The organism is Bacillus sp. JJ1773, from assembly GCF_036962035.1.
GTDB lineage: Bacteria > Bacillota > Bacilli > Bacillales > Cytobacillaceae > Cytobacillus.
On sequence record NZ_JBALNX010000027.1, the window covers coordinates 133,584 to 152,908 of the forward strand.

The window sequence follows — 19,325 nt, forward strand, 5'->3', positions numbered from 1 at the left end:
TTTATCGCTCCTCTATTGCCGCTTTTGCAACTAGCCGGTCATCAAAATCAAAAACTTGATTTCCAATTAGCTGATAGGTTTCATGCCCTTTTCCAGCTATTAATATGACATCACCTTCAGCTGCCATGTTAATTGCATAATAAATTGCTTCTTTTCGGTCAAGAATAACTTTATATTTTTGACCTTTTACCCCAGCTTCCATATCTGCCAATATCGCGAGGGGATCCTCACTACGGGGATTATCAGAAGTGAAAATAGCATCGGTGCCATACTGACATGCAATACTTGCCATTAATGGCCTTTTCGAACGGTCCCTGTCCCCGCCACAGCCAACGATTACAAAAATTCTTTTTGCAGCAATTTGCTTGACTGTTTTCAATGCATTTTCTAAGCTGTCTGGCGTATGTGCATAATCAACAATCACAGTAAATTTCTGTCCTGCATCGACTGTCTCAAAACGGCCAGAAACACCTTTCACTTCCTCAATTGATTGAATGATCGGTTTCATAGGAATGCCGGATGCTATCCCTGCACCAATTGCTGCCAACACATTATATACGCTAAATATCCCTACTAGCTGCATAGATATTTGATAAATTCCAAATGGACTATGTAATTCAAATGATGTCCCAAAAGCTGTCATTTGGATATTTACAGCTTGTAAATCTGCAGGCTGATCAATCCCATATGTTAAAACATGAGCTGATGTTGCTTTTATATAATGATTGGTTACAGAATCATCGTTATTTAGAACGGCATACTTTGGAGGATTATATCGGAATGCACTGCCTAACTGTGCAAACAAAAGACCTTTTGCATTTCTATACTCATCCATGGTTTTATGGAAATCCAAGTGATCCTGAGTTAAATTTGTGAAAACGGCTATATCAAAATCACACCCGTGGACCCTTCCTTCATCCAAAGCATGAGAAGAAACTTCCATCACTGTTGATTGTACACCAGCATCAGCCATTCGTCTGAAAATCCTTTGCAGTGTAAGGGCATCTGGAGTTGTATTTTTCACTTCCGATATTTTATCCCCTATTTTTGTATACATTGTCCCAATCAAGCCAGTCTTTCTGCCATAATCGGATAATATTTTTTCGATTAAATGGCTTGTTGTTGTCTTGCCATTTGTTCCGGTAATCCCAATTAAATGCAGTTTCTTACTTGGCTGTTTGAAAAAGGAGTCGGCTAATAACGCCATTGCACGCCTTGTATTTCGAACAACAATAACCGGTACAGAAAGGTTCATTTCTTTTTCGGAAATGATTGCGGCCGCACCCTTCTTTACCGCAGAGGAGGCAAAATCATGTCCATCTACTGTAAATCCTTTAATACAAATGAACAAACTGCCTTTTTCCACTTTACGACTGTCATTTTCTATTGAAGAGATGTCAGGATTTTCTCCGCTATATGCCATGTATGGCTGCAAATCATGCAAAAGCGTATGTAACTTCATTTCGTCATCCCCTTAACTCATAGACTTTACATACTATAATCCATGCCATATTAGAAACAGCCAAAAATCGTAACGATTTTCATTTTACATGAAAAATTGACATTTAGCTATTCGAATTTACTAAGTCTAAAAATGGATAATAAAAATGCAGGCGGCGTATCATAATGGGCCGCCCGCTTTTTTTTAGAATGGCATTATTTTATTCTTCCTTGCCAAAATAAAGTCTTATTGTGGACCCTTCTTTAAGCTTTATTCCCGGTTCTGGTGTTTGCTTAACCACTTTGTTCCCTTCCCCGCTAGCATCTATTCTTAAATTAATATATAGTTCTCCGAGCTCTTTTTTCGTTATCCCTACTAAATCCGGCACTTCGATCATCGGAACATCAGGCCATGTAAGCTTTTTCTCGATTTGTTTTTCCCTCGGCTTAACTCCCATCGCACGCAGACTATCTTCCATAATGTCTCCTACAATCGGGGCAGCAACAACTCCCCCAAATTGAACGGTGCCTTTTGGATTATCTACAGCAACATATACAACTAGCTGTGGATCATCTGCTGGGGCAAAGCCAATAAATGAAACGATATGGTTATTTTCAAGGTATCTGCCGCCTTGGGCCTTTTGGGCTGTTCCGGTTTTTCCTCCCACACGGTACCCGTCAATAAATGCTTTACCTCCCGTTCCTTGGGCCACAACACTTTCAAGGGCATATCTAATTTGATCTGATGTTTCTTTTGAAATTACTTCCCTTTTAGCTGTAGGAGTTTTTCTCATCACAACTTCACCAGTTATTGGATCAATGAGTTCCTTTGCTACATATGGCGTATATAATGTCCCGCCGTTTATAGCTGCTGAAAGGGCAGCAACTTGTTGGATGGGAGTGACTGAAACCCCCTGTCCAAAAGCAGTAGTTGCTTGTTCAACGGGCCCCACTTTATCCATATTAAACAGGATTCCAGTTCCTTCTCCTTGCAGGTCTATTCCTGTTTTTTCACCAAATCCAAAGTCTCTTATATATTTAAATAAAGTTTCTTTTCCTAATCTATCACCAAGCTCAACAAAGCCAGGGTTACACGAATTTTGAACTACTTCAAGGAATGATTGGCTGCCATGGCCGCCTTTTTTCCAGCATCGCAATCTTGCTCCGCCCACTTTAACGTAGCCCGGATCATGGAAATGATCTTTTTTCAGATCTACCTTCCCTTCCTCCAATGCGGCAGCAAGTGTTATGATTTTAAAAGTAGATCCTGGTTCAAATGTACTCCAAATTGGGAGATTACGGTTGTAAACTTCAGGTGAGACATTCCGGAAATTAGCAGGATCAAAATTTGGCCTGCTTGACATCGCTAATATTTCTCCATTATTCGGATTCATCGCGATAGCAATTATTCCATCTGGGTTATAAGTCGCTTGAGCATTATCTAATACCCGTTCCATAATGGTCTGAACCTTAGAATCTATTGTTAACCTTAAATCTAATCCATCCTCAGGGGGATCATAATCGTCAGCCATATCATTCATTCGTTCACCTTTTGCATTTGCATAAAACTTAACGGATCCCTTTTTCCCCTGCAATTCTTTATCATAATAAAGTTCTAAACCCATCAACCCTTGATTATCAATCCCGGCAAACCCTAAAACATGGGACAAATAATTTCCAAATGGATAATGTCTTTTTGAATCCTCACCAAGATAAACACCATCTATATTCAACGCTCTTATTTCTTTTGCCTTTTCATGGGAGATCTTTCTTCCAGCTGTTAATTTTACATCTTTTTCTTTCTTAGTAATCTCTGAATAAATTTTTTCCTTAGATGCATTAAGGACTGCAGCCAATTTTTCCGCAACATCATGAGGGTCTTTAATTTGCCTTGGTACTACATATATTGTAGGTGCACTGACATTTGTCGCAAGCGCGATCCCATTACGGTCAACGATTTCGCCTCTTTCAGGTTCGAAGGGTATATCACGGCTCCATAGTTCTTTTGCACCATCTGTTAATGAGTTGCCCAAAAAGAATTGAACATATCCAAGCCGAATATCGATTATAAAAAAAATTAACATGCCTGCGACTAAAGCTATTGTTAACCTTTTTCTCACTGTTACATTAGAAACACGCATACACGAACGATCCTCCTTAGTTTATGGCTCGTTCCAATATATGCTTGTACCCATTTAAATAGAATAAGAAAAGCGGAGGCGCCTTGCCCAGGGGCGACAAGCATAAGACCAGCCAGCAGGAAGGTTGTTCTTTACCTTCATGCTGGATGGACTTATGACCTCGAGCCCCTAGGCGCTGCAGCTAGACAATAGAAATGCGGAGGACCTGAAGCTAGACAATAAAAAAAGACCAACAGAACATTGGACAAATAATCAAAAACTTTGATTATCACTCCATATATTTTGTTATGGTCTTCAGTTCTTTGTTTAATCTTTCACTTCAATCGTTTCTTCCTCGTCTTCTACTGTTTGCTCCTCTTCGTCCACTCTGTATTTTTCAATCGGAGGCTCTAACTCTACTATTAAATATTCACCTTCGTTAAATAATGCACCAGGTTTTAAATTTTGCTTCTTTACATATCCATTTCCAACAGAATTTAGCTTTAAATTTCCTAGCTTGGCAATCTTCATTACGTCTCGCAATGACCAACCTGTCATATCCGGAATCGTTAATTGCCCATCTGTTCGAATCATAACCTTTTCTTTCGAAAGCAAGTTTGAGCTAGCTTCTGGAAGCTGTTTTATTATCTGATTGCCTTTTCCAATTACAATCGGTTCCATCCCTTTGTTATTTAATTGTTTAATAGCCTCTTCGGTTGTTAGGTCTGTCACATTAGGTATTAAATCAAAATTAGGTTTTGTTTGCACTACTGGATCAATATTCAAATATTGCAGACTGCTCTTCATAACCGGATTAAAAATATCAGCAACTGGAATTGCTCCACTCGTATGAATATCAATTTCAGGCTGCTGGACTGCCACATAGACAACTAACTTAGGATCATCCTTTGGAGCCATTCCTAAAAATGAAAACACATAGTTTTGACGGCCAGTTAAATATCCGCCTTGAGGATCAGGAATTTGTGCAGTCCCTGTTTTTCCAGCAATATCGTATCCTTCAATATTGTAATAATTGAAGCCGGTTCCTTTAGGTGAGGATACGACCGTTTCCAAAATATCTCTAACTTGTTTTGCTGTGTTTGCGGAAATAGGCTTTCCTGCAATTTCGGGCTCGGTCTTTTTAACTATTCTATCATCACTATTAGGATCGACAATTCTACTAATAATATGAGGCTTCATCATATTCCCATCATTGGCGATAGCAGTAGCCGCCTGAACCTGCTGGATAGGAGTAATAGCTGTTCCCTGCCCAAAGCCAGTTGTTATTTTTTCCAATGGCCAATTATAGACGATTTTACCTCCTGTTTCTTTCGGCAATTCAATTCCTGTTGGCCGGTCAAAGCCAAAACTCGTTAAATATTGTTCGTAGCGGTCAAAGCCCAGTTTTTCTTTTACAAGTTTTGCGAATACAACGTTGGATGAGCGTTGAACCCCTTCTAAATAGGAAATGGTTCCCCAGCCATTGCCATTGTTCCAATCTCGAACAGGTCTTGTCTTATTATCTACGGCATATTGTCCTGACTTAAATGAATCATTCGGGTTGAAAACTCCTTCTTCAATAGCCGCTCCCAAGGTAAAAATTTTCATCGTTGAACCTGGTTCAAATGAATTCTCAATGATCTCATTATGCCATGTTTCACTTATCCCTTCCTTCGTCATTGGGTGAAATGAGGGCCTTTGCCCCATTGCCAGGATCTCTCCGGTTTTCGGATCTGCCACAACCGCGAAAATTTTCTTTGGTTTATATTCGCTATCTACTTTATTTAAAGAATCCTCCAAAAAGGTTTGGATTTTCTTATCAATCGTTAAATAGACATCCTGTCCATCACGAGCAGGGGTAACATGTTCCTCACTGTCAGACAATAGGTATCCCCAAAGATCACTTTCGTATTTAACCTTGCCATTTTCCCCTGTCAAAATATCATTCAGACTTTGCTCTAATCCGAGCATTCCTATTGTATCAGTTCTATTTTTTTCAGTTTCTTTTTTTTCTACGTAACCAACTAAATGGGAAGCAAATACACCATTAGGATAAAAACGTTTTGTATCTTTAATGAATGTAATCCCAGGAAGCTTCAATTCTTCTATTTCTCTTTTCTTCTGGTTTGTTAAATCACGGCCAGCTTTGCCGAACTCAACCTGAAAAGGCTTTTCATTACTATCAGGTTTTAATTTAGTTAAGATTTTATAAATGTCTGACTCATTCATTTCAATTACTTTTGCAAGTTCTCTTGCCGTTTTTTCTGGATTCATCACGTGACGGGGCTTTTTATCATTTGTGGTCATTTTCTCATCTAAAATCGCAACAAGTTTATATGAGTTCATATCAGTAGCGAGGACTTCTCCATTTCGGTCAAATATCGTCCCTCGCCTTGCTTCTATTACTCTTTCATTTTCATATTTTTGTTGCGCCTTTGCAGCTAGAACATGTCCCCGGATTTCACCTGTCATTTGTATGGAGATAAAGCGGTAAACTAAGACAAAAAAGAGCAGACCAAACATTACAAATAATATTGCTGCTCCAAAGTTAATATTTGGCTGTTTTTTAATCATTAATCGTGCACAACCTTAACATTGTTTTCATTTAATTTCAGCCCTAGCTCCTTCGCCTTTTCCCAAATCCGTTCGTATGTACTTAGTTCGCTTACTTGCATTTCAAGATCTCCATTTACCCTATTCTGTTCCTGAATAGCTACTTTTGTATCTTGAATTTCTTTATTTATTTCGTAAATTGCCGCTTGATTAGAGACAATATTAACTGCACCAAAACAAACAATCCCTGTGAAAACTAAACCTAATATTTTTTCCCCTGGTGAAAGCCACGGATTTCGATTCTTTACCTTCTTTGGTGCTTGTACCATTTGTTTTTGCTGTTCATGTCTTTGCTCTTGCTGGAGTTTCCGCGCTAGGTTTCCCATTCTATCCCTCCTGTTATAGTTTCTATTTTAGTTTTCAATTATTTTCTATAATTTTTCAGCGATTCGAAGCTTTGCTGATCTAGCTCTATTATTCATCTCCAGTTCTTCTTCAGACGGAGTGATAGGCTTTCTTGTAATTAATTTTAAGACTGGTTTGAATTCATCTGGAATAATCGGCAATCCATGAGGGAGATTAGGTGTTTCGCTCGCAGCTTTAAATGAAACCTTGCAAATCCTATCCTCGAGTGAATGGAATGTAATGACACTAATCCTTCCGCCAGGCTTCAAAATATCAATAGCTTGCTGCAAGGATCTCTCAAATACGCCTAATTCGTCATTAACGGCAATACGTATTGCCTGAAAAACTCTTTTTCCAGGGTGACCGCCTTTTCTTCTAGCGGGGGCTGGAATTGCTTCCTTAATCAATTCAACGAGCTGGCCAGTCGTTTCAATTGGAGACAGTTCGCGTGCAGCTTCAATTTTTCGAGCAATTTGCTTTGAAAACTTTTCTTCTCCGTATTTAAAGAAAATCTTTACTAAATCACCATAGCTCCAATGATTAACGACATCATAAGCAGAAAAATCTGCATCCATGTCCATTCTCATATCTAATGGAGCATCATGATGATAGCTAAAGCCTCGTTCAGGAGTATCTAATTGGGGAGATGAAACACCTAAATCATACAATACCCCATCAACTTGATGAACTCCCAACTTTTCCAATTCCGCTTGAAGATGTTCAAAGTTACTTTTAATAAATGTTATTCTATCACCGTATTTTGCAAGTTTTTCCTTAGCATGTAAAATAGCCGTATCGTCTTGGTCAAAAGCATATAGCTTTCCATTACCTGATAGCTTGGACAATATTAATTCACTATGTCCTGCCCCGCCTAATGTACAATCAACATACACGCCTTCAGGATGAATATCCAAACCATCTACTGTTTCTTTCAGTAATACTGTTGTATGTTCAAACATGATGTCCACCTCTTTTTCTGCTGAATAAAGTTAAATATCAAACCCAATCATATTCTCTGCAATTTCAGCAAAAGATTCCTCTGAATCAGAGAAATAATCCTCCCATAAACTTTTACTCCATATTTCAATCCTGCTGGAAACCCCTAAAACGACACATTCTTTTTCCAAGTTTGCATATGAAGCAAGAGGGGAGGTTATATTTATTCTTCCTTGTTTATCAATTTCACATTCCGTAGCACCAGAAAAGAAAAAACGGGTAAATGCACGAGCATCTTTTTTTGTGAGCGGTAAGCCTTTAAGCTTTTCTTCTAGCAGCTTCCATTCATCCATTGGGTAGCCAAACAAACATTGATCCAAGCCGCGTGTTAGGACAAATGATTCTCCTAAACCATCACGGAATTTAGCAGGTACAATTAAACGGCCCTTATTATCAATGTTATGATGGTACTCCCCCATGAACATACCCACTAACCCCACTTTCTTACTCAAATGTACCACATTCCCCCACTTTCCTCCACATATTTTTAAAATTCTATGACTGGCTTTAAAATCCTTTAGAAAATATCAGCTATTCCCATTTTTTCGTTCGTCTTTTCCCTACAAATCTTTGCACCATTTTAAAATCCTCTCTGTTCTTCAACAAAAAAAGACTTCATCCTATGGGATAAAGTCTTTTTTCGGCAAATATTTTATTGCTTACATTTTAATTAATTTATGGGTGCCATCGAATGTAAAGCTGCACTCCAAAAGGTTATGGATAAAGTTAAATCCATATTGATTGATAAAGAATAAACAATTCAACATCCGTTCTTGGGGTGAACCTAGTGGCCTGATGGCATTCTCTACCCTTGCAAACTTATTTATCAATACGTCATATTTTAATTGTTCTGCCTGATCAAGCTTTGCTTCCATAAAATCCAGCTGCTTGATCAATAAGCCTTCATTCTTTTTAAGAAGTGGAACCAAGCCTCTATCTTTTTTCATTAAATAGCTTTCCAGCATTTCGTAATTTTGCAGAAATTCCTGCTTTGTTTTATTGAAAAGCTCTTTCAATTGCTGATCCCTAATTGATTGTAGAAACTGAAGCCTTTCCTTTTCTGTACCCGAAATTAATACTTCTTCCAAATCAAGCCCAAGCTCAAGTATATCTGATTCTATAGAGCGATCTAGGAAGGTAATATTTAGACGAGGTACGATTGGAGGCATTCTTAAATCAAAGTGTTCAAACGCCATTTTTAGCTCTGCCCAGTACGCAATTTCTCCAGGTCCAGCAATAAAAGCAAGTGTTGGAAATAGCCATTCTTGCATGATCGGTCTAGTTACTACGTTATTGCTAAGCTTTTCAGGAAACTCCTGTGCGAGATCAAGCAAGCTTTGCCGGGTGATTTGAAAGGAACCGTCTTTTCCGCTGAATGCATCCTTATCCTTATCATACTCTAGGAGGATTCTTTCATAATTATCTTCGTCATAATAAAATAAATTTGCAGCATCATTACTTATTTCAATCATATTTGAAAAGCCATCTTCTTTAAGTTCAGACTGCTGGGATAATACAGATTTCGTGATCTCTTTAAAGCAGTTTATTTGTTTGACAAAAAACTCCTTTTCAAGACTTCGAAGTTTTCGGTCACCTGAATCAATAATTAAGAGACCCGTATCCTTAAACATCTGCATAATAAGATAGGCAAAAAAATCAACAAATGAATCAGATTTGCTGATAGCTGCTTCCGCTTCTGCCAGAAGGCCTAGCGTATGTTCAGTTTCCCCAAAAGTTTGAATAATCGCTTCCACCCATTTGAGACACTGTTCCCGGTCGATCGTAATATCAGAGACCATTCGTTTATCACGTATTTTTTCCGGATATACTTTCTTTTCGATTTTATTGTTATTTTCAACATATACATGATTAACTTCCTGATAATCATGATCCTCTCCTGCAATCCAAAAGACTGGTATAACCGGAATATTTAATTCCTGCTCCTTTTGTTTCGCCAGGCTAACGATCGAAATAATCTTATGTATGCTATAAAGTGGCCCAGTAAGTATACCCGCCTGCTGACCACCAATAATAACTGTACTATTTTCCTGCTTCAGCTTTTGGAGTGAAGACTGAACCATTTCAGAGCCTGGGAATTTAGACATGTATTGTTCAATGTGAGCTGCGAGTTCTTCTCTCATATATGAACGATTCAATAATTCTCCGCGGCGTTTTTCAAAATCTAAGTGGTCATTGTAACGATAATGAAAATATCTCTGAATATTCTTTGTCTGTTCTAAATATTCTGTTGCAAATCGGTTTGTCGCCGGTAAGGAGAGATTTAAAATCTCCATTTAAGTCTTCCTTTCTAATCCACAATTTTCATTAATAGGCTGTACATGCTTATCAATCATTCTTATTCATCTTCATTTGTTTCCATATGAGTATAGCATTGTCTGATTTGAAAAGAAAAAGACTTTGCTCAAAATTATATTAACCTCCCGCTACAAATCCACTTACGCTTTGAATTAATCCAATTACTGTTAACACAATATATGCCGTAAAAAATACGAGAAAATTAAATCGCCAAAACCCTTTGAAAACTAGCAGCAAATTTATTTCATGTTTGATTTTCCAATGAAGTAAGACAAATATAATGGCTAAAACAAGCAAGGATAAAAAAATAATCCATAAAAACGATTGTTCCCAAATTGCCAGTATTAAAAAATGGACAGAGATGATAAACAGGAAGGTACTTACATCTAGAGCCATGTGTACTGATTTTTTATGCTGCCTTGTCACTTGCTTACATATAATGAATACGAGAAAATAACCTAATAATGGAATTGTAACAAATATAGCAATGACTGAAGATAAAAAAGATATCATTCATACGCCTCCCTTCCTTAATACTCCTTACCTTTTATCGAATGATAAAAAAATTCAGTAAGAGGAGCATGCACTCCAATGTCACCTGCCTTTTCCAGCACATAGCCTAGGATCGCATCCACTTCAGTCGGTCGATTTCCATCTAAATCTTGGAGCATGGATGAACGATTAGCAGCTGTTTTCCTGCATACATTTTCAAGATGTGATAGTGTCTCATCTTTATTCTCCATATATAAAATAGAACTAATTTCGTTAAACATTTGCTTAAAGAGCTTATTGTAATATGGGTTGTCAAGTAGTTCACCATTGCGAACATTTAAAACTGCGGTTAAAGGATTAATAACTGAATTTACAATTAGCTTTTTTACTAGCATGCTTTCATAATCTTTTTCTGTCACAAACGGAAAGCGATCAACATATTGATTTGCTATTTCATTCATAAGGTTTAAAGATTGGCCCTTATATATAGCTATTCTCGTAATTCCATTTCCTGTATGAATAACATGATTTAAACTTTCCTTCTTTGCTCCATGCTCGACAGATCCAATATAAACATTATTCGCCTGTATCGAATCCAATAATTTGATATGCCCCATACCATTTTGCAGAAATAAGAAAGATCCTTTATAGCAGGGGGCAATGTCTGCGATTCTCTGCAAAATATCGGGCAAATGATATTGTTTAACAGCAAGAATTGTTAAATCTTCATTTCCTTCCCAAGCAGAAAACTTTGCAGTGTTAATAGAATGAACGATCTTTTGTTCATTTTTTTCAAAAATTAATCCTTCAGATGATAAGGTAAACTCCTGTTCCATTGAACGGACATATAAGCATACATGATGAAATTCATTTAGATAATGGGCAAATAGAAGACCTAATGATCCTCCGCCAATAATTGCAATTTTCATAACATCCACTTCACTATCTATGTATTTAGTCATATTTTAACAGAAAAATGATAAAAGGTAATTAGAAAGACTACTATTAAGAGTTAATTATATGTATACAAAGAACCCCTTTTTCGGAAGTGAAAAAGGGAAATAATAACCTTAACATCCAATTCAACAAATTAACTGCATTCACAGCATCTCAAATATTGACTGAAAAGGTTTTATTTAAAAGAAAGCTTGTCGTATAATTGCCGCTTTTAAAGTCTGAATCCATCAATATTTCTTTAAAAAGAGGTGCATTTGTATTAATTCCCTTTAACTCAAGTTCAGCAAAAAATTTGCTAGCCTTCCTTATTGCCTCATCCCTAGTTTCACTATATATTATGCACTTTGCGATCATTGGATCATAAAAGGGTGTAACAGTAGAGGCTGAATCATATCCTGAATCTACACGGACACCTTTAATGGCATGCCATTGGAACACTTCAATTTTTCCCGGAGAAGGCAGAAAACTTTTCGGGTCTTCTGCATATAATCTAAATTCAATCGCATGTCCCGATCTGCTTATTTCATTTTGCAACAGCGGTAATTTATCTCCCCTAGCAACAAGAATTTGCCATTCCACTAGGTCCAAACCCGTTATTTGTTCTGTAACAGGATGCTCTACTTGAAGCCTTGTATTCATTTCTAAAAAATAAAAATTTTCCTGCTCATCCACAATAAATTCAATTGTGCCTGCATTTTTATAGTTAACTGCAGAGGCTGCTTTTAAGGCTGTCTCGTACATTTTCCCCTTACATTCTTCAGTTAAAAATGGGGATGGTGATTCCTCTACCACTTTTTGGTGCCTTCTTTGAATGGAGCAATCCCTTTCGTACAAGTGGACATTATTTCCATAATCATCTCCAAAAATTTGTACCTCTATATGCCTTGCATTTTCTATATATTTTTCAACAAATACTTCTTCTGAACCAAAATAGGCTTTTGCTCGCGCTTTCGTAGACCCAAAGGATTTGGCAAGGGCTTGCTCATTTTCACAGCGTATCATGCCTATTCCTCCACCGCCTCCGCTAGCTTTAAGCATTACTGGATAACCAATTAACTCTGCGAGCCGGCAAGCTTCCTCAAGTGTAGAGGTTCCTTCCTCACTGCCTGGAACTACTGGTACACCCGCCTCCATCATCGTTCGCCTTGAGACAATTTTGTCTCCCATTAATTCAATCGTATCCGGAGATGGACCAATAAATGAGATTCCCGCCTTATGTACAGCCTTTGCGAAATCCGCATTTTCCGATAAAAAGCCATAGCCAGGATGAATGGCATCTACTCCTTCCTTTTTCGCGATTTCCAGTATCGTATCCATTTTTAAATACGATTGATTCACCGGTGCTTCTCCAATACTAAATGCATGTGCAGCCTTTTTGACGAAAGGCATTTCCTTGTCGGCATCGGAATAAACAGCGACAGTTTCAATGCCCATTAAATGACAGGTTTTGATAATACGTAAAGCAATTTCTCCTCTATTTGCAATTAATATTTTCCTCACTAATGGCTCTCCCCTTTCTTCCTCGATGTCTAACAAGAAGCTGATCTAAAGTCCATTGAAAGGTTAAATAATCCATGTAGTATACTTCTACAACCTTCCGTGTTTTCCTCCTTTACGTGTAAACGGTTCGATGAGAATAATCGCTAGTCATTTCCATATAAAGATTAAATGTCAGATTGATTACAATTTCCTGATTATTGTTATATAATATTATTAATAGAAGAAAGCGCCTACATTATTTAGATAAAAAAATCCTACTTATAACTATAGGATTAAAAGGGAGGAATATTCATGGAATACACGGTTGAAAAATTGGTTATTAATTATAAAACACTTGAAGAGTTTAAAAAATTTAAAGAATATGGCTTACAAGAGCTTTCTATGCTTGAAGATCTGGAAGCAAATATAATTGAGAACGATAGTAAGTCACCGTTTTACGGAATTTATTTTGGGGATAAGTTAGTTGCAAGAATGAGCCTTTATCAAGTTGAAAAAAACTTTGACAGATATTTCGAACCTGCTCAAGATTACTTAGAATTATGGAAATTAGAAGTAATCCCTGACTATCAAAATAAAGGCTATGGAACTGCACTTGTTGAATATTCGAAAAGTTTAGGTCTGCCAATTAAGACAAATCCAAGAGTAAAGTCAGCTGAGTTTTGGCAAAAGATGGGCTTTTCTTCTGTTCATTATGACATGGAAAGAGATCGTGGAGAAAACCCTCTAGTATGGTTTCCAGAAGGGGTTAAAGAGCAGACTCATTAATTAGGGATGCTTAAAGCTCCAATGACCTTGACAGTGAAATAGAATATGCAAAACGGACATATGTACGAAGCGGACAAAAATTGTCCGCTTTTATTTTTTCAGATTAAATTTTTTGCTGACTATCTTCATTTTTGATTGCAACCATTTTTCTTGCTCTTTCCATAATTTCAATTAATGACTTGTATTCCTTTTCAATTGAGTTTAATTCTTTGATTAAACGTTCGTTTTCTGATGCAAGATAATACAGCTGCTTTTCAAGCTGTTGAATTCTTGCTTCATTTGTTTTAATATCTTCACTTTGTGAACTGGACTCTTCAGCTTTGTGATAAAGGTTTTTTAAGTAGCTGATCAAATCTTCAAATTCCAACGGTTTTTCATTTCCATGTGAATTTTCTGCAAGAACTTCAAGATTATCCGCTACGTGGTCATTTTCTTGTAACTTTTCTGCCTCTTCAGCTTGAGGGTTGTGTTTTCTTTCCTTCCGCTGTTTTTTGGCTAGCTCAATACCAGATTTATATTGTTTTCTTACAAATGAATTCCAGCGAAATCCGCAAGCTGCTGCTGTCCTTGATAGTTTTTTCCCTACTTTTTCAAAAGCCTGAAGCTGTGTACCACCTTCTCTAATATGGCGAAGCACCAATTCAGCAAGAAGTAAATCTTCATCGTGAGTCCAAGCATCTTGTCGAGTTGAAGACATCAGAATATCCCTCCTAGTGTTTTTTATTTATACATATGCTTATGCTAGAAAAGATAGACTGATATCCTAAATGATTATCTATAAAGAATGTAGAAAAACCTTATTTTTTCTCCAAAAACTTGGCTACTTGCTGATGATGTGCGTCACTCTCCCATAATTTCGCACATCTCCTTACCTCTTCCTTCACTCTCTCTTGAAGCCCGGACTCATTCCATTTATTAATAAACATTGTTTTATAGGCTTTTAACACATCTGACTCTAAACAAAGTATATTTTTTAAGTATTTTCGGGCGCTTTCTAGAATATCCCCCTCGACAATAGATTGAACAAACCCTAGTTCTTTTAATTGTTCTGCTTCATAAGTGTGAGCTTCCATTAGCATTTTCATCGCATTCGCAGGCAAAAGTCTTTCAGATAGAAAGGTTCCGCCTCCCCAGCCAGTAGTAATAGCCAAAGAACCTTGGATAAATCCAGCCTTAACATGCTTACTTGCAATACGAAAATCACAGGCTGAAGCTAGCTCACAGCCTCCTCCAACGGCAGTTCCGTTCAGCAGGGCAATTGTAGGCTTTGGCAACAGCAAAAGCTTGACTAGTAAATCGGACATTCTACTAAGCATCACATAGGCTTCCTCCTCTGTTCTTAAACGATGGAAATCGGATAAATCCCCACCAGAACAAAACGCCTTTCCCCCTTGACCTGTTATTGCCAGAACCTTAATATCATCTTCATTAGCTAGAGACAGGGCTTCTTCTAAACCGTCCATAATTTCATAACTGATTGCATTTCTTTTATCTGGTCTGTTAATCGTAAACACTAATAATCCATCTGCATGCTTTTCCAATATGTATGAGTCCATGAGATCCCCCATCAGCATTTATATTGTTCTTTCTCCTTCTAATAGTAGCTCAAAACGATAAAAGCACAAGAACATTATGTTCTTGTGCTTTTATCTGATTGGAAATTAGTTGTTAACAACTTCTTTTCCTTTGTATGTTCCGCAAGCCTTACATACGCGGTGAGCAAGTTTCATTTCACCACAGTTTGGGCATTCTACCATACCAGGTACCTGTAATTTAAAATGGGTACGACGTTTTCTTTTCGCAGTTTTAGAAGTTCTTCTAAAAGGTACAGCCATTAGTCCCACCTCCTTAAAGAGATTTAGAGAGTGTAGTTTTCCTCCAATTATGAATCGGAAGAAGGATCACTATGATCAAAAAAATGAGCAAGTCCAGCAAGACGAGGATCTATTTTATCCTTTTTATCTTGCTCCTGAATGACCTCCCAATCCTTTCCAGACTGAGGAGCTCCTTCTTCACTGCTATCTTCGCAGAATACTTGCATTGGAACCTCGAGTAACAGGATCTCATGAATGACCGGCATTAGGTCAATCACATCACCTATTACTTGGTGAACTTCCTCATCGGTTTCATAATCTAAACCTTTTAAGAGAAAAGTTTCAGTTGTTTCTACATTAATTGGATAGCTTACGTCAACTAACGTACGAGAACAAGGAAGAATTATTTTCCCTTCCATTTTTAAATGGAAGGATACCTTTGCAGAATCAATATCCGCTCGGCCAGTGACCCTCATCGGTGATGCATCTCTAATTGTCGGATCAATGTTTTTAATCTCGTCAACTTCAACTAATTCATCAATGAGCAATTCCTTGCTTCGATATTTTTGTAACTGACTTAATGTCCATTTCATATAAATCACCCCAAGGCAACAAAGGTAATTATAGCTTTCAAATAATTATTTGTCAATAAAAAATCTTTACAGTATAATGTGTTCATTATCAGATTATTTAAACCCTTTGTCCTTTCTGCTTTTTTATTATCCTTCACCTCCCCACTCTCTTTTAAACTAATGTAAGGAGACAAAATGAAAATGAATGCTGTTGGCGTAATTGTAGAATATAATCCTTTTCATAATGGACATGCTTTTCATCTGCAGGAAGCAAAAAAACTTGCAGATGCTGAAGTTGTTATTGCGGTGATGAGCGGTAATTTTCTTCAAAGAGGCGAACCCTCCCTAGTATCAAAATGGAAGCGCACAGAGATGGCATTAAAGGCCGGAGCTGATATTGTTTTTGAACTGCCATATTCCTTTGCTACACAGCAGGCTAATTCATTTGCAAGCGGCGCAGTTTCCATTCTCGAAGCTGCAGGATGTCATTCCCTTTGCTTTGGAAGTGAATCAGGAGATATCGAAAGCTTTTACCGGACTATCACCTTCCTTGAAACAAATAATGAACATTATCAAAGACAAGTGAAATATTATTTAGAACGAGGAAATAGTTATCCGAAGGCAACTTCTTTATCTTTCCATGATCTATCCCCACATAAAGAGTTGCTTGATATGTCAAAACCTAATAATATATTGGGTTTTCAATATATAAAGGCTGTTCAAAAACAAGGTGCTTCTATTCAGCCTTTGACAGTGTCTAGGAAGAGTGCAGATTATCATGATCCTCATTTTTCTTCTGAAACGATTGCTAGTGCAACAAGCATTAGAAAAGCCTTATTCTCAGAGGAAGGTAATATGGCTGACCTTAAACAATACATGCCTAAAACATCCTATCAAGCACTACTTGATTATAGACAGGAATTCGGGCTTTTTCATCAATGGGAGACCTATTGGCCGTATTTAAAATATAGAATTCTGCATTCCACTTTGAAGGAATTAAGCTTTATTTATGAAGTGGAAGAAGGTCTAGAAAATCGTCTTGCTGACGCTGTACTCGTATCGAATAGTTTTAATGAGTTTATGAAAAAAATAAAAACGAAGAGGTATACGTGGACAAGGCTTCAAAGGGCATGTTTACATATTTTAACAAATACAAGAAAGAATGAAATGAATAATCAAGCTGAAAAAGCAGAATATTTGCGTCTATTAGGAATGACTTCTAAAGGGAGACAGTATTTAAACAAGAAAAAATCACGGCTGCAGCTGCCTTTAATTTCAAAAATTTCCTCAGTGCACAATAATCAACTAGCACTTGATATTAAAGCTTCCCGGATTTATTCAATGGGTGCCTTAGGAAATGCCCAGCAGCGCCTGTTGGAAATGGAATTTAAACAGCCGCCGCTTTTCCTGGAATAACAAAAATTCAACATCAAAAATAGCGGTTTATGCCGCTATTTTGATTTTAGTTTATATAAATAATCAATGGCTTCATCAAATGTATCAACGGGAACAACTTTCATTTTTGAACCAATATCCTTCGCCGTCTTTACTGCCGCATTATAATTAGAATCTTGTGCTCCACCTTCTTTTGGAGCAAAGAAAATTTCTGCACCAGCTTTATCAGCAGCAACAATTTTTAGCTCAATTCCCCCAATTCTCCCTATCACTCCTTTTGAGTTAATCGTTCCAGTTCCGGCAATTTTATATCCTCTCGTATAATCTTCTTCCACTAACTGATTATATATTTCCAACGAGAACATAAAGCCTGCGGAAGGTCCGCCAATATCCTCGCTGTTTATCGTTACATTTGGCTTTACCTCAATTTCCTTATCATCCACTAAGGCAATCCCAACACCAGCTTTTCCAGTCTCTTGAAGTTTTTGTAACGCAATCTTGATCTCACTTATTTTATTTTGGCGTTCAAATGTAAACTCTACTTCGTCACCTTCATTTTTTCCGGAAATATAAGTAATAAATTGATCTGAGGATTCAAATTCCTTCCCATCAACTTTAAAGATGCGGTCACCTGCTTTCAGTTTTCCATCAGCAGGCATACCAGGCTTCACATTCAAGACAAAAATGCCATGATACTTATAATGAATGGGAATTTTCGCTTTCTTGTATGCCGTTTCAATGGCTGACTGTTTAGAAGAAGACATTAAATGAAGCTGCCGAACATTATATTCTTCATCCGTTTCGTTTTCCCTCCTGATTTCATCAATTTGATATAGTTCATGATATGGGTTTAGCTTTGCAATGGCATATGAATATATATTTGCTTTCCCCATCCTCACAGTCGTCAGCATGAAGCTTCCTGCTTCCTCGTATCCGTTTTCGACTTGAATGATTGGTCCAAGTTCTTTTGCTAAGCCTGGCTTAGACACATAGTACGGTAAGGAATAAAAAGAACTTAATATTAGAATGATTGCTGCGGTCATGAAGGAACGTATAATGTATTTATTTCTCATTCACTTGCAGGCTCCTTCCACTGGTTGATTACTTCTTTAATTTGTTTAATTTGCTTTCTCGTTTCTTCTTCCCCAATTCGAATGATATCTTCAATATTTGTAAATGCTCTTGAACTATACATTTCAACCCGTGGCTTAATCATAAAATCCGAAACAATTTCCCGATGAGTGACTAATTCCATCTGCAAAATATCCAAACTCTGCATAATTACATCGTAAATGGATGTAATTTCAGCATTTGTTTTGACATGTGATACATCTATCGCAATGACAATATCTGCACCCATTTCCTTTACAACAGATACGGGGACACGGTCAACAACCCCGCCATCTACAAGGAGACGACCGTTAAGTTTTTCAGGAACAAATATCCCAGGAATTGATATACTGGCACGAACTGCATCAGCAATGGGACCTTTTTCAAAGATCACCTTTTCCCCAGTCATTAAATCTGTTGCAACTACCTTAACCGGCAGCTCTAATTGCTCTAAATGTTTGCCGTGAGTAAAAATACGTATAAGCTCCTTCACTTTTTTCCCTGCAATAAAACCCATTTTCGGAACAGTAAAATCCAGATAATATTTACGTTTAAAAGCTTTAGCTAATTTATATAAGCGGTTAATATCCAATCCGGCCCCGTAAAAACATCCAACCATCGCGCCCATACTGCTCCCAGCTATAAAATCAATCGGAATTCCTTCTTCCTTCAATACCTTAATAGCTCCTAAATGTGCAAACCCTCTAGCTCCTCCTGATCCAAGTGCCAATCCAATTTTCGGCCTTTCCAAAAAGATTCCTCCTTCGAGGCTATTTTTCTTTGTGTTATGAGCTGTATGCCTAAATGTGAGGTAATTAATGATTCATGTTCAATCTTATGGTCTATTTTACTGTTCTATGAGTATATTGATTTATAGAGGACAAGGCTTA

18 protein-coding genes are annotated in these 19,325 nt (G+C 37.4%); 2 read left to right on the forward strand and 16 right to left on the reverse strand.

The window, feature by feature from the left end; translation table 11 throughout:
- Position 1 precedes the first annotated feature (1 nt).
- The 10 genes from V7127_RS06880 to V7127_RS06925 all read right to left on the reverse strand — a co-directional run bounded on the left by V7127_RS06880 (position 2) and on the right by V7127_RS06925 (position 12,779).
- Complete coding sequence (locus V7127_RS06880) at positions 2-1,462, reverse strand: UDP-N-acetylmuramoyl-L-alanyl-D-glutamate--2,6-diaminopimelate ligase (RefSeq protein WP_335484443.1); 1,461 nt, start codon at positions 1,460-1,462, stop codon at positions 2-4.
- A gap of 199 nt (positions 1,463-1,661) precedes the next feature.
- Positions 1,662-3,581, reverse strand: a complete 1,920-nt coding sequence (locus V7127_RS06885) for a stage V sporulation protein D (RefSeq protein ID WP_335354299.1) — start codon at positions 3,579-3,581, stop codon at positions 1,662-1,664.
- A gap of 306 nt (positions 3,582-3,887) precedes the next feature.
- A complete protein-coding gene (locus tag V7127_RS06890; RefSeq protein WP_335484446.1) occupies positions 3,888-6,134 on the reverse strand; it encodes a penicillin-binding protein in 2,247 nt (748 codons plus the stop codon).
- Complete coding sequence (gene ftsL, locus V7127_RS06895; RefSeq protein ID WP_335354301.1) at positions 6,134-6,499, reverse strand: cell division protein FtsL; 366 nt, start codon at positions 6,497-6,499, stop codon at positions 6,134-6,136. The genes V7127_RS06890 and ftsL overlap by 1 nt, the downstream gene beginning before the upstream one ends.
- A gap of 45 nt (positions 6,500-6,544) precedes the next feature.
- Positions 6,545-7,477 (reverse strand): 16S rRNA (cytosine(1402)-N(4))-methyltransferase RsmH, encoded by a 933-nt coding sequence (rsmH, locus tag V7127_RS06900; protein ID WP_335346571.1) that lies wholly within the window; start codon positions 7,475-7,477, stop codon positions 6,545-6,547.
- Positions 7,478-7,507: 30 nt separating this feature from the next.
- Positions 7,508-7,939 (reverse strand): division/cell wall cluster transcriptional repressor MraZ, encoded by a 432-nt coding sequence (gene mraZ / locus V7127_RS06905; RefSeq protein ID WP_066289421.1) that lies wholly within the window; start codon positions 7,937-7,939, stop codon positions 7,508-7,510.
- 234 nt (positions 7,940-8,173) lie between these two features.
- The gene (gene bshC, locus V7127_RS06910; protein ID WP_335484449.1) at positions 8,174-9,808 is read right to left on the reverse strand and encodes a bacillithiol biosynthesis cysteine-adding enzyme BshC; all 1,635 of its coding nucleotides are present in this window, start codon (positions 9,806-9,808) and stop codon (positions 8,174-8,176) included.
- Positions 9,809-9,947: 139 nt separating this feature from the next.
- Positions 9,948-10,343 carry a DUF3397 domain-containing protein gene (locus tag V7127_RS06915; protein WP_335346569.1) on the reverse strand — a complete coding sequence of 132 codons (396 nt, stop codon included), beginning with the start codon at positions 10,341-10,343 and terminating at the stop codon, positions 9,948-9,950.
- Between the two features lie 17 nt (positions 10,344-10,360).
- Positions 10,361-11,284, reverse strand: a complete 924-nt coding sequence (locus tag V7127_RS06920) for a 2-dehydropantoate 2-reductase (protein ID WP_335484451.1) — start codon at positions 11,282-11,284, stop codon at positions 10,361-10,363.
- 148 nt (positions 11,285-11,432) lie between these two features.
- Entirely contained in the window at positions 11,433-12,779 is a 1,347-nt protein-coding gene (locus V7127_RS06925; protein ID WP_335354303.1) for an acetyl-CoA carboxylase biotin carboxylase subunit, read from the reverse strand.
- Positions 12,780-13,070: 291 nt separating this feature from the next.
- Here V7127_RS06925 and V7127_RS06930 point away from each other — a divergent pair, with 291 nt between their 5' ends.
- Positions 13,071-13,544: an N-acetyltransferase gene (locus V7127_RS06930; RefSeq protein WP_335354304.1), complete on the forward strand. Its 474-nt coding sequence runs from the start codon at positions 13,071-13,073 to the stop codon at positions 13,542-13,544.
- A gap of 103 nt (positions 13,545-13,647) precedes the next feature.
- On the opposite strand, the gene V7127_RS06935 is transcribed toward V7127_RS06930, so the two are convergent.
- The 4 genes from V7127_RS06935 to V7127_RS06950 all read right to left on the reverse strand — a co-directional run bounded on the left by V7127_RS06935 (position 13,648) and on the right by V7127_RS06950 (position 15,951).
- Positions 13,648-14,241: an RsfA family transcriptional regulator gene (locus tag V7127_RS06935; protein WP_335347707.1), complete on the reverse strand. Its 594-nt coding sequence runs from the start codon at positions 14,239-14,241 to the stop codon at positions 13,648-13,650.
- A 100-nt stretch (positions 14,242-14,341) separates the two neighbouring features.
- Positions 14,342-15,100, reverse strand: a complete 759-nt coding sequence (locus V7127_RS06940) for an enoyl-CoA hydratase/isomerase family protein (protein WP_335484453.1) — start codon at positions 15,098-15,100, stop codon at positions 14,342-14,344.
- 105 nt (positions 15,101-15,205) lie between these two features.
- Complete coding sequence (gene rpmF / locus V7127_RS06945; RefSeq protein WP_003348855.1) at positions 15,206-15,379, reverse strand: 50S ribosomal protein L32; 174 nt, start codon at positions 15,377-15,379, stop codon at positions 15,206-15,208.
- A 47-nt stretch (positions 15,380-15,426) separates the two neighbouring features.
- On the reverse strand, positions 15,427-15,951 hold the full coding sequence (locus V7127_RS06950) for a YceD family protein (protein WP_335347709.1): 525 nt from the start codon (positions 15,949-15,951) through the stop codon (positions 15,427-15,429).
- A gap of 180 nt (positions 15,952-16,131) precedes the next feature.
- On the opposite strand from V7127_RS06950, the gene V7127_RS06955 reads away from it, so the two are divergent.
- Positions 16,132-17,346, forward strand: a complete 1,215-nt coding sequence (locus tag V7127_RS06955; protein ID WP_335354305.1) for a nucleotidyltransferase — start codon at positions 16,132-16,134, stop codon at positions 17,344-17,346.
- Between the two features lie 35 nt (positions 17,347-17,381).
- Here the strand turns inward: V7127_RS06955 and V7127_RS06960 are convergent, their stop codons facing one another.
- Together V7127_RS06960 and V7127_RS06965 are read right to left on the reverse strand one after the other, a co-directional pair.
- Entirely contained in the window at positions 17,382-18,398 is a 1,017-nt protein-coding gene (locus V7127_RS06960; protein WP_335346310.1) for a SepM family pheromone-processing serine protease, read from the reverse strand.
- Positions 18,395-19,186, reverse strand: coding sequence for a patatin-like phospholipase family protein (locus V7127_RS06965; protein WP_335346309.1), 792 nt, complete (start codon positions 19,184-19,186; stop codon positions 18,395-18,397). The genes V7127_RS06960 and V7127_RS06965 overlap by 4 nt, the downstream gene beginning before the upstream one ends.
- Positions 19,187-19,325: the final 139 nt, after the last annotated feature.

What these genes read in the sequence shown, in the direction of transcription:
- V7127_RS06880 (WP_335484443.1), bottom strand. Translation starts at nt 1,462, where the DNA reads ATGAAGTTACATACGCTTTTGCATGATTTGCAGCCATACATGGCATAT.
- V7127_RS06885 (WP_335354299.1), bottom strand. Translation starts at nt 3,581, where the DNA reads ATGCGTGTTTCTAATGTAACAGTGAGAAAAAGGTTAACAATAGCTTTA.
- V7127_RS06890 (WP_335484446.1), bottom strand. Translation starts at nt 6,134, where the DNA reads ATGATTAAAAAACAGCCAAATATTAACTTTGGAGCAGCAATATTATTT.
- ftsL (WP_335354301.1), bottom strand. Translation starts at nt 6,499, where the DNA reads ATGGGAAACCTAGCGCGGAAACTCCAGCAAGAGCAAAGACATGAACAG.
- rsmH (WP_335346571.1), bottom strand. Translation starts at nt 7,477, where the DNA reads ATGTTTGAACATACAACAGTATTACTGAAAGAAACAGTAGATGGTTTG.
- mraZ (WP_066289421.1), bottom strand. Translation starts at nt 7,939, where the DNA reads ATGTTCATGGGGGAGTACCATCATAACATTGATAATAAGGGCCGTTTA.
- bshC (WP_335484449.1), bottom strand. Translation starts at nt 9,808, where the DNA reads ATGGAGATTTTAAATCTCTCCTTACCGGCGACAAACCGATTTGCAACA.
- V7127_RS06915 (WP_335346569.1), bottom strand. Translation starts at nt 10,343, where the DNA reads ATGATATCTTTTTTATCTTCAGTCATTGCTATATTTGTTACAATTCCA.
- V7127_RS06920 (WP_335484451.1), bottom strand. Translation starts at nt 11,284, where the DNA reads ATGACTAAATACATAGATAGTGAAGTGGATGTTATGAAAATTGCAATT.
- V7127_RS06930 (WP_335354304.1), top strand. Translation starts at nt 13,071, where the DNA reads ATGGAATACACGGTTGAAAAATTGGTTATTAATTATAAAACACTTGAA.
- V7127_RS06935 (WP_335347707.1), bottom strand. Translation starts at nt 14,241, where the DNA reads ATGTCTTCAACTCGACAAGATGCTTGGACTCACGATGAAGATTTACTT.
- V7127_RS06940 (WP_335484453.1), bottom strand. Translation starts at nt 15,100, where the DNA reads ATGGACTCATACATATTGGAAAAGCATGCAGATGGATTATTAGTGTTT.
- rpmF (WP_003348855.1), bottom strand. Translation starts at nt 15,379, where the DNA reads ATGGCTGTACCTTTTAGAAGAACTTCTAAAACTGCGAAAAGAAAACGT.
- V7127_RS06950 (WP_335347709.1), bottom strand. Translation starts at nt 15,951, where the DNA reads ATGAAATGGACATTAAGTCAGTTACAAAAATATCGAAGCAAGGAATTG.
- V7127_RS06955 (WP_335354305.1), top strand. Translation starts at nt 16,132, where the DNA reads ATGAATGCTGTTGGCGTAATTGTAGAATATAATCCTTTTCATAATGGA.
- V7127_RS06960 (WP_335346310.1), bottom strand. Translation starts at nt 18,398, where the DNA reads ATGAGAAATAAATACATTATACGTTCCTTCATGACCGCAGCAATCATT.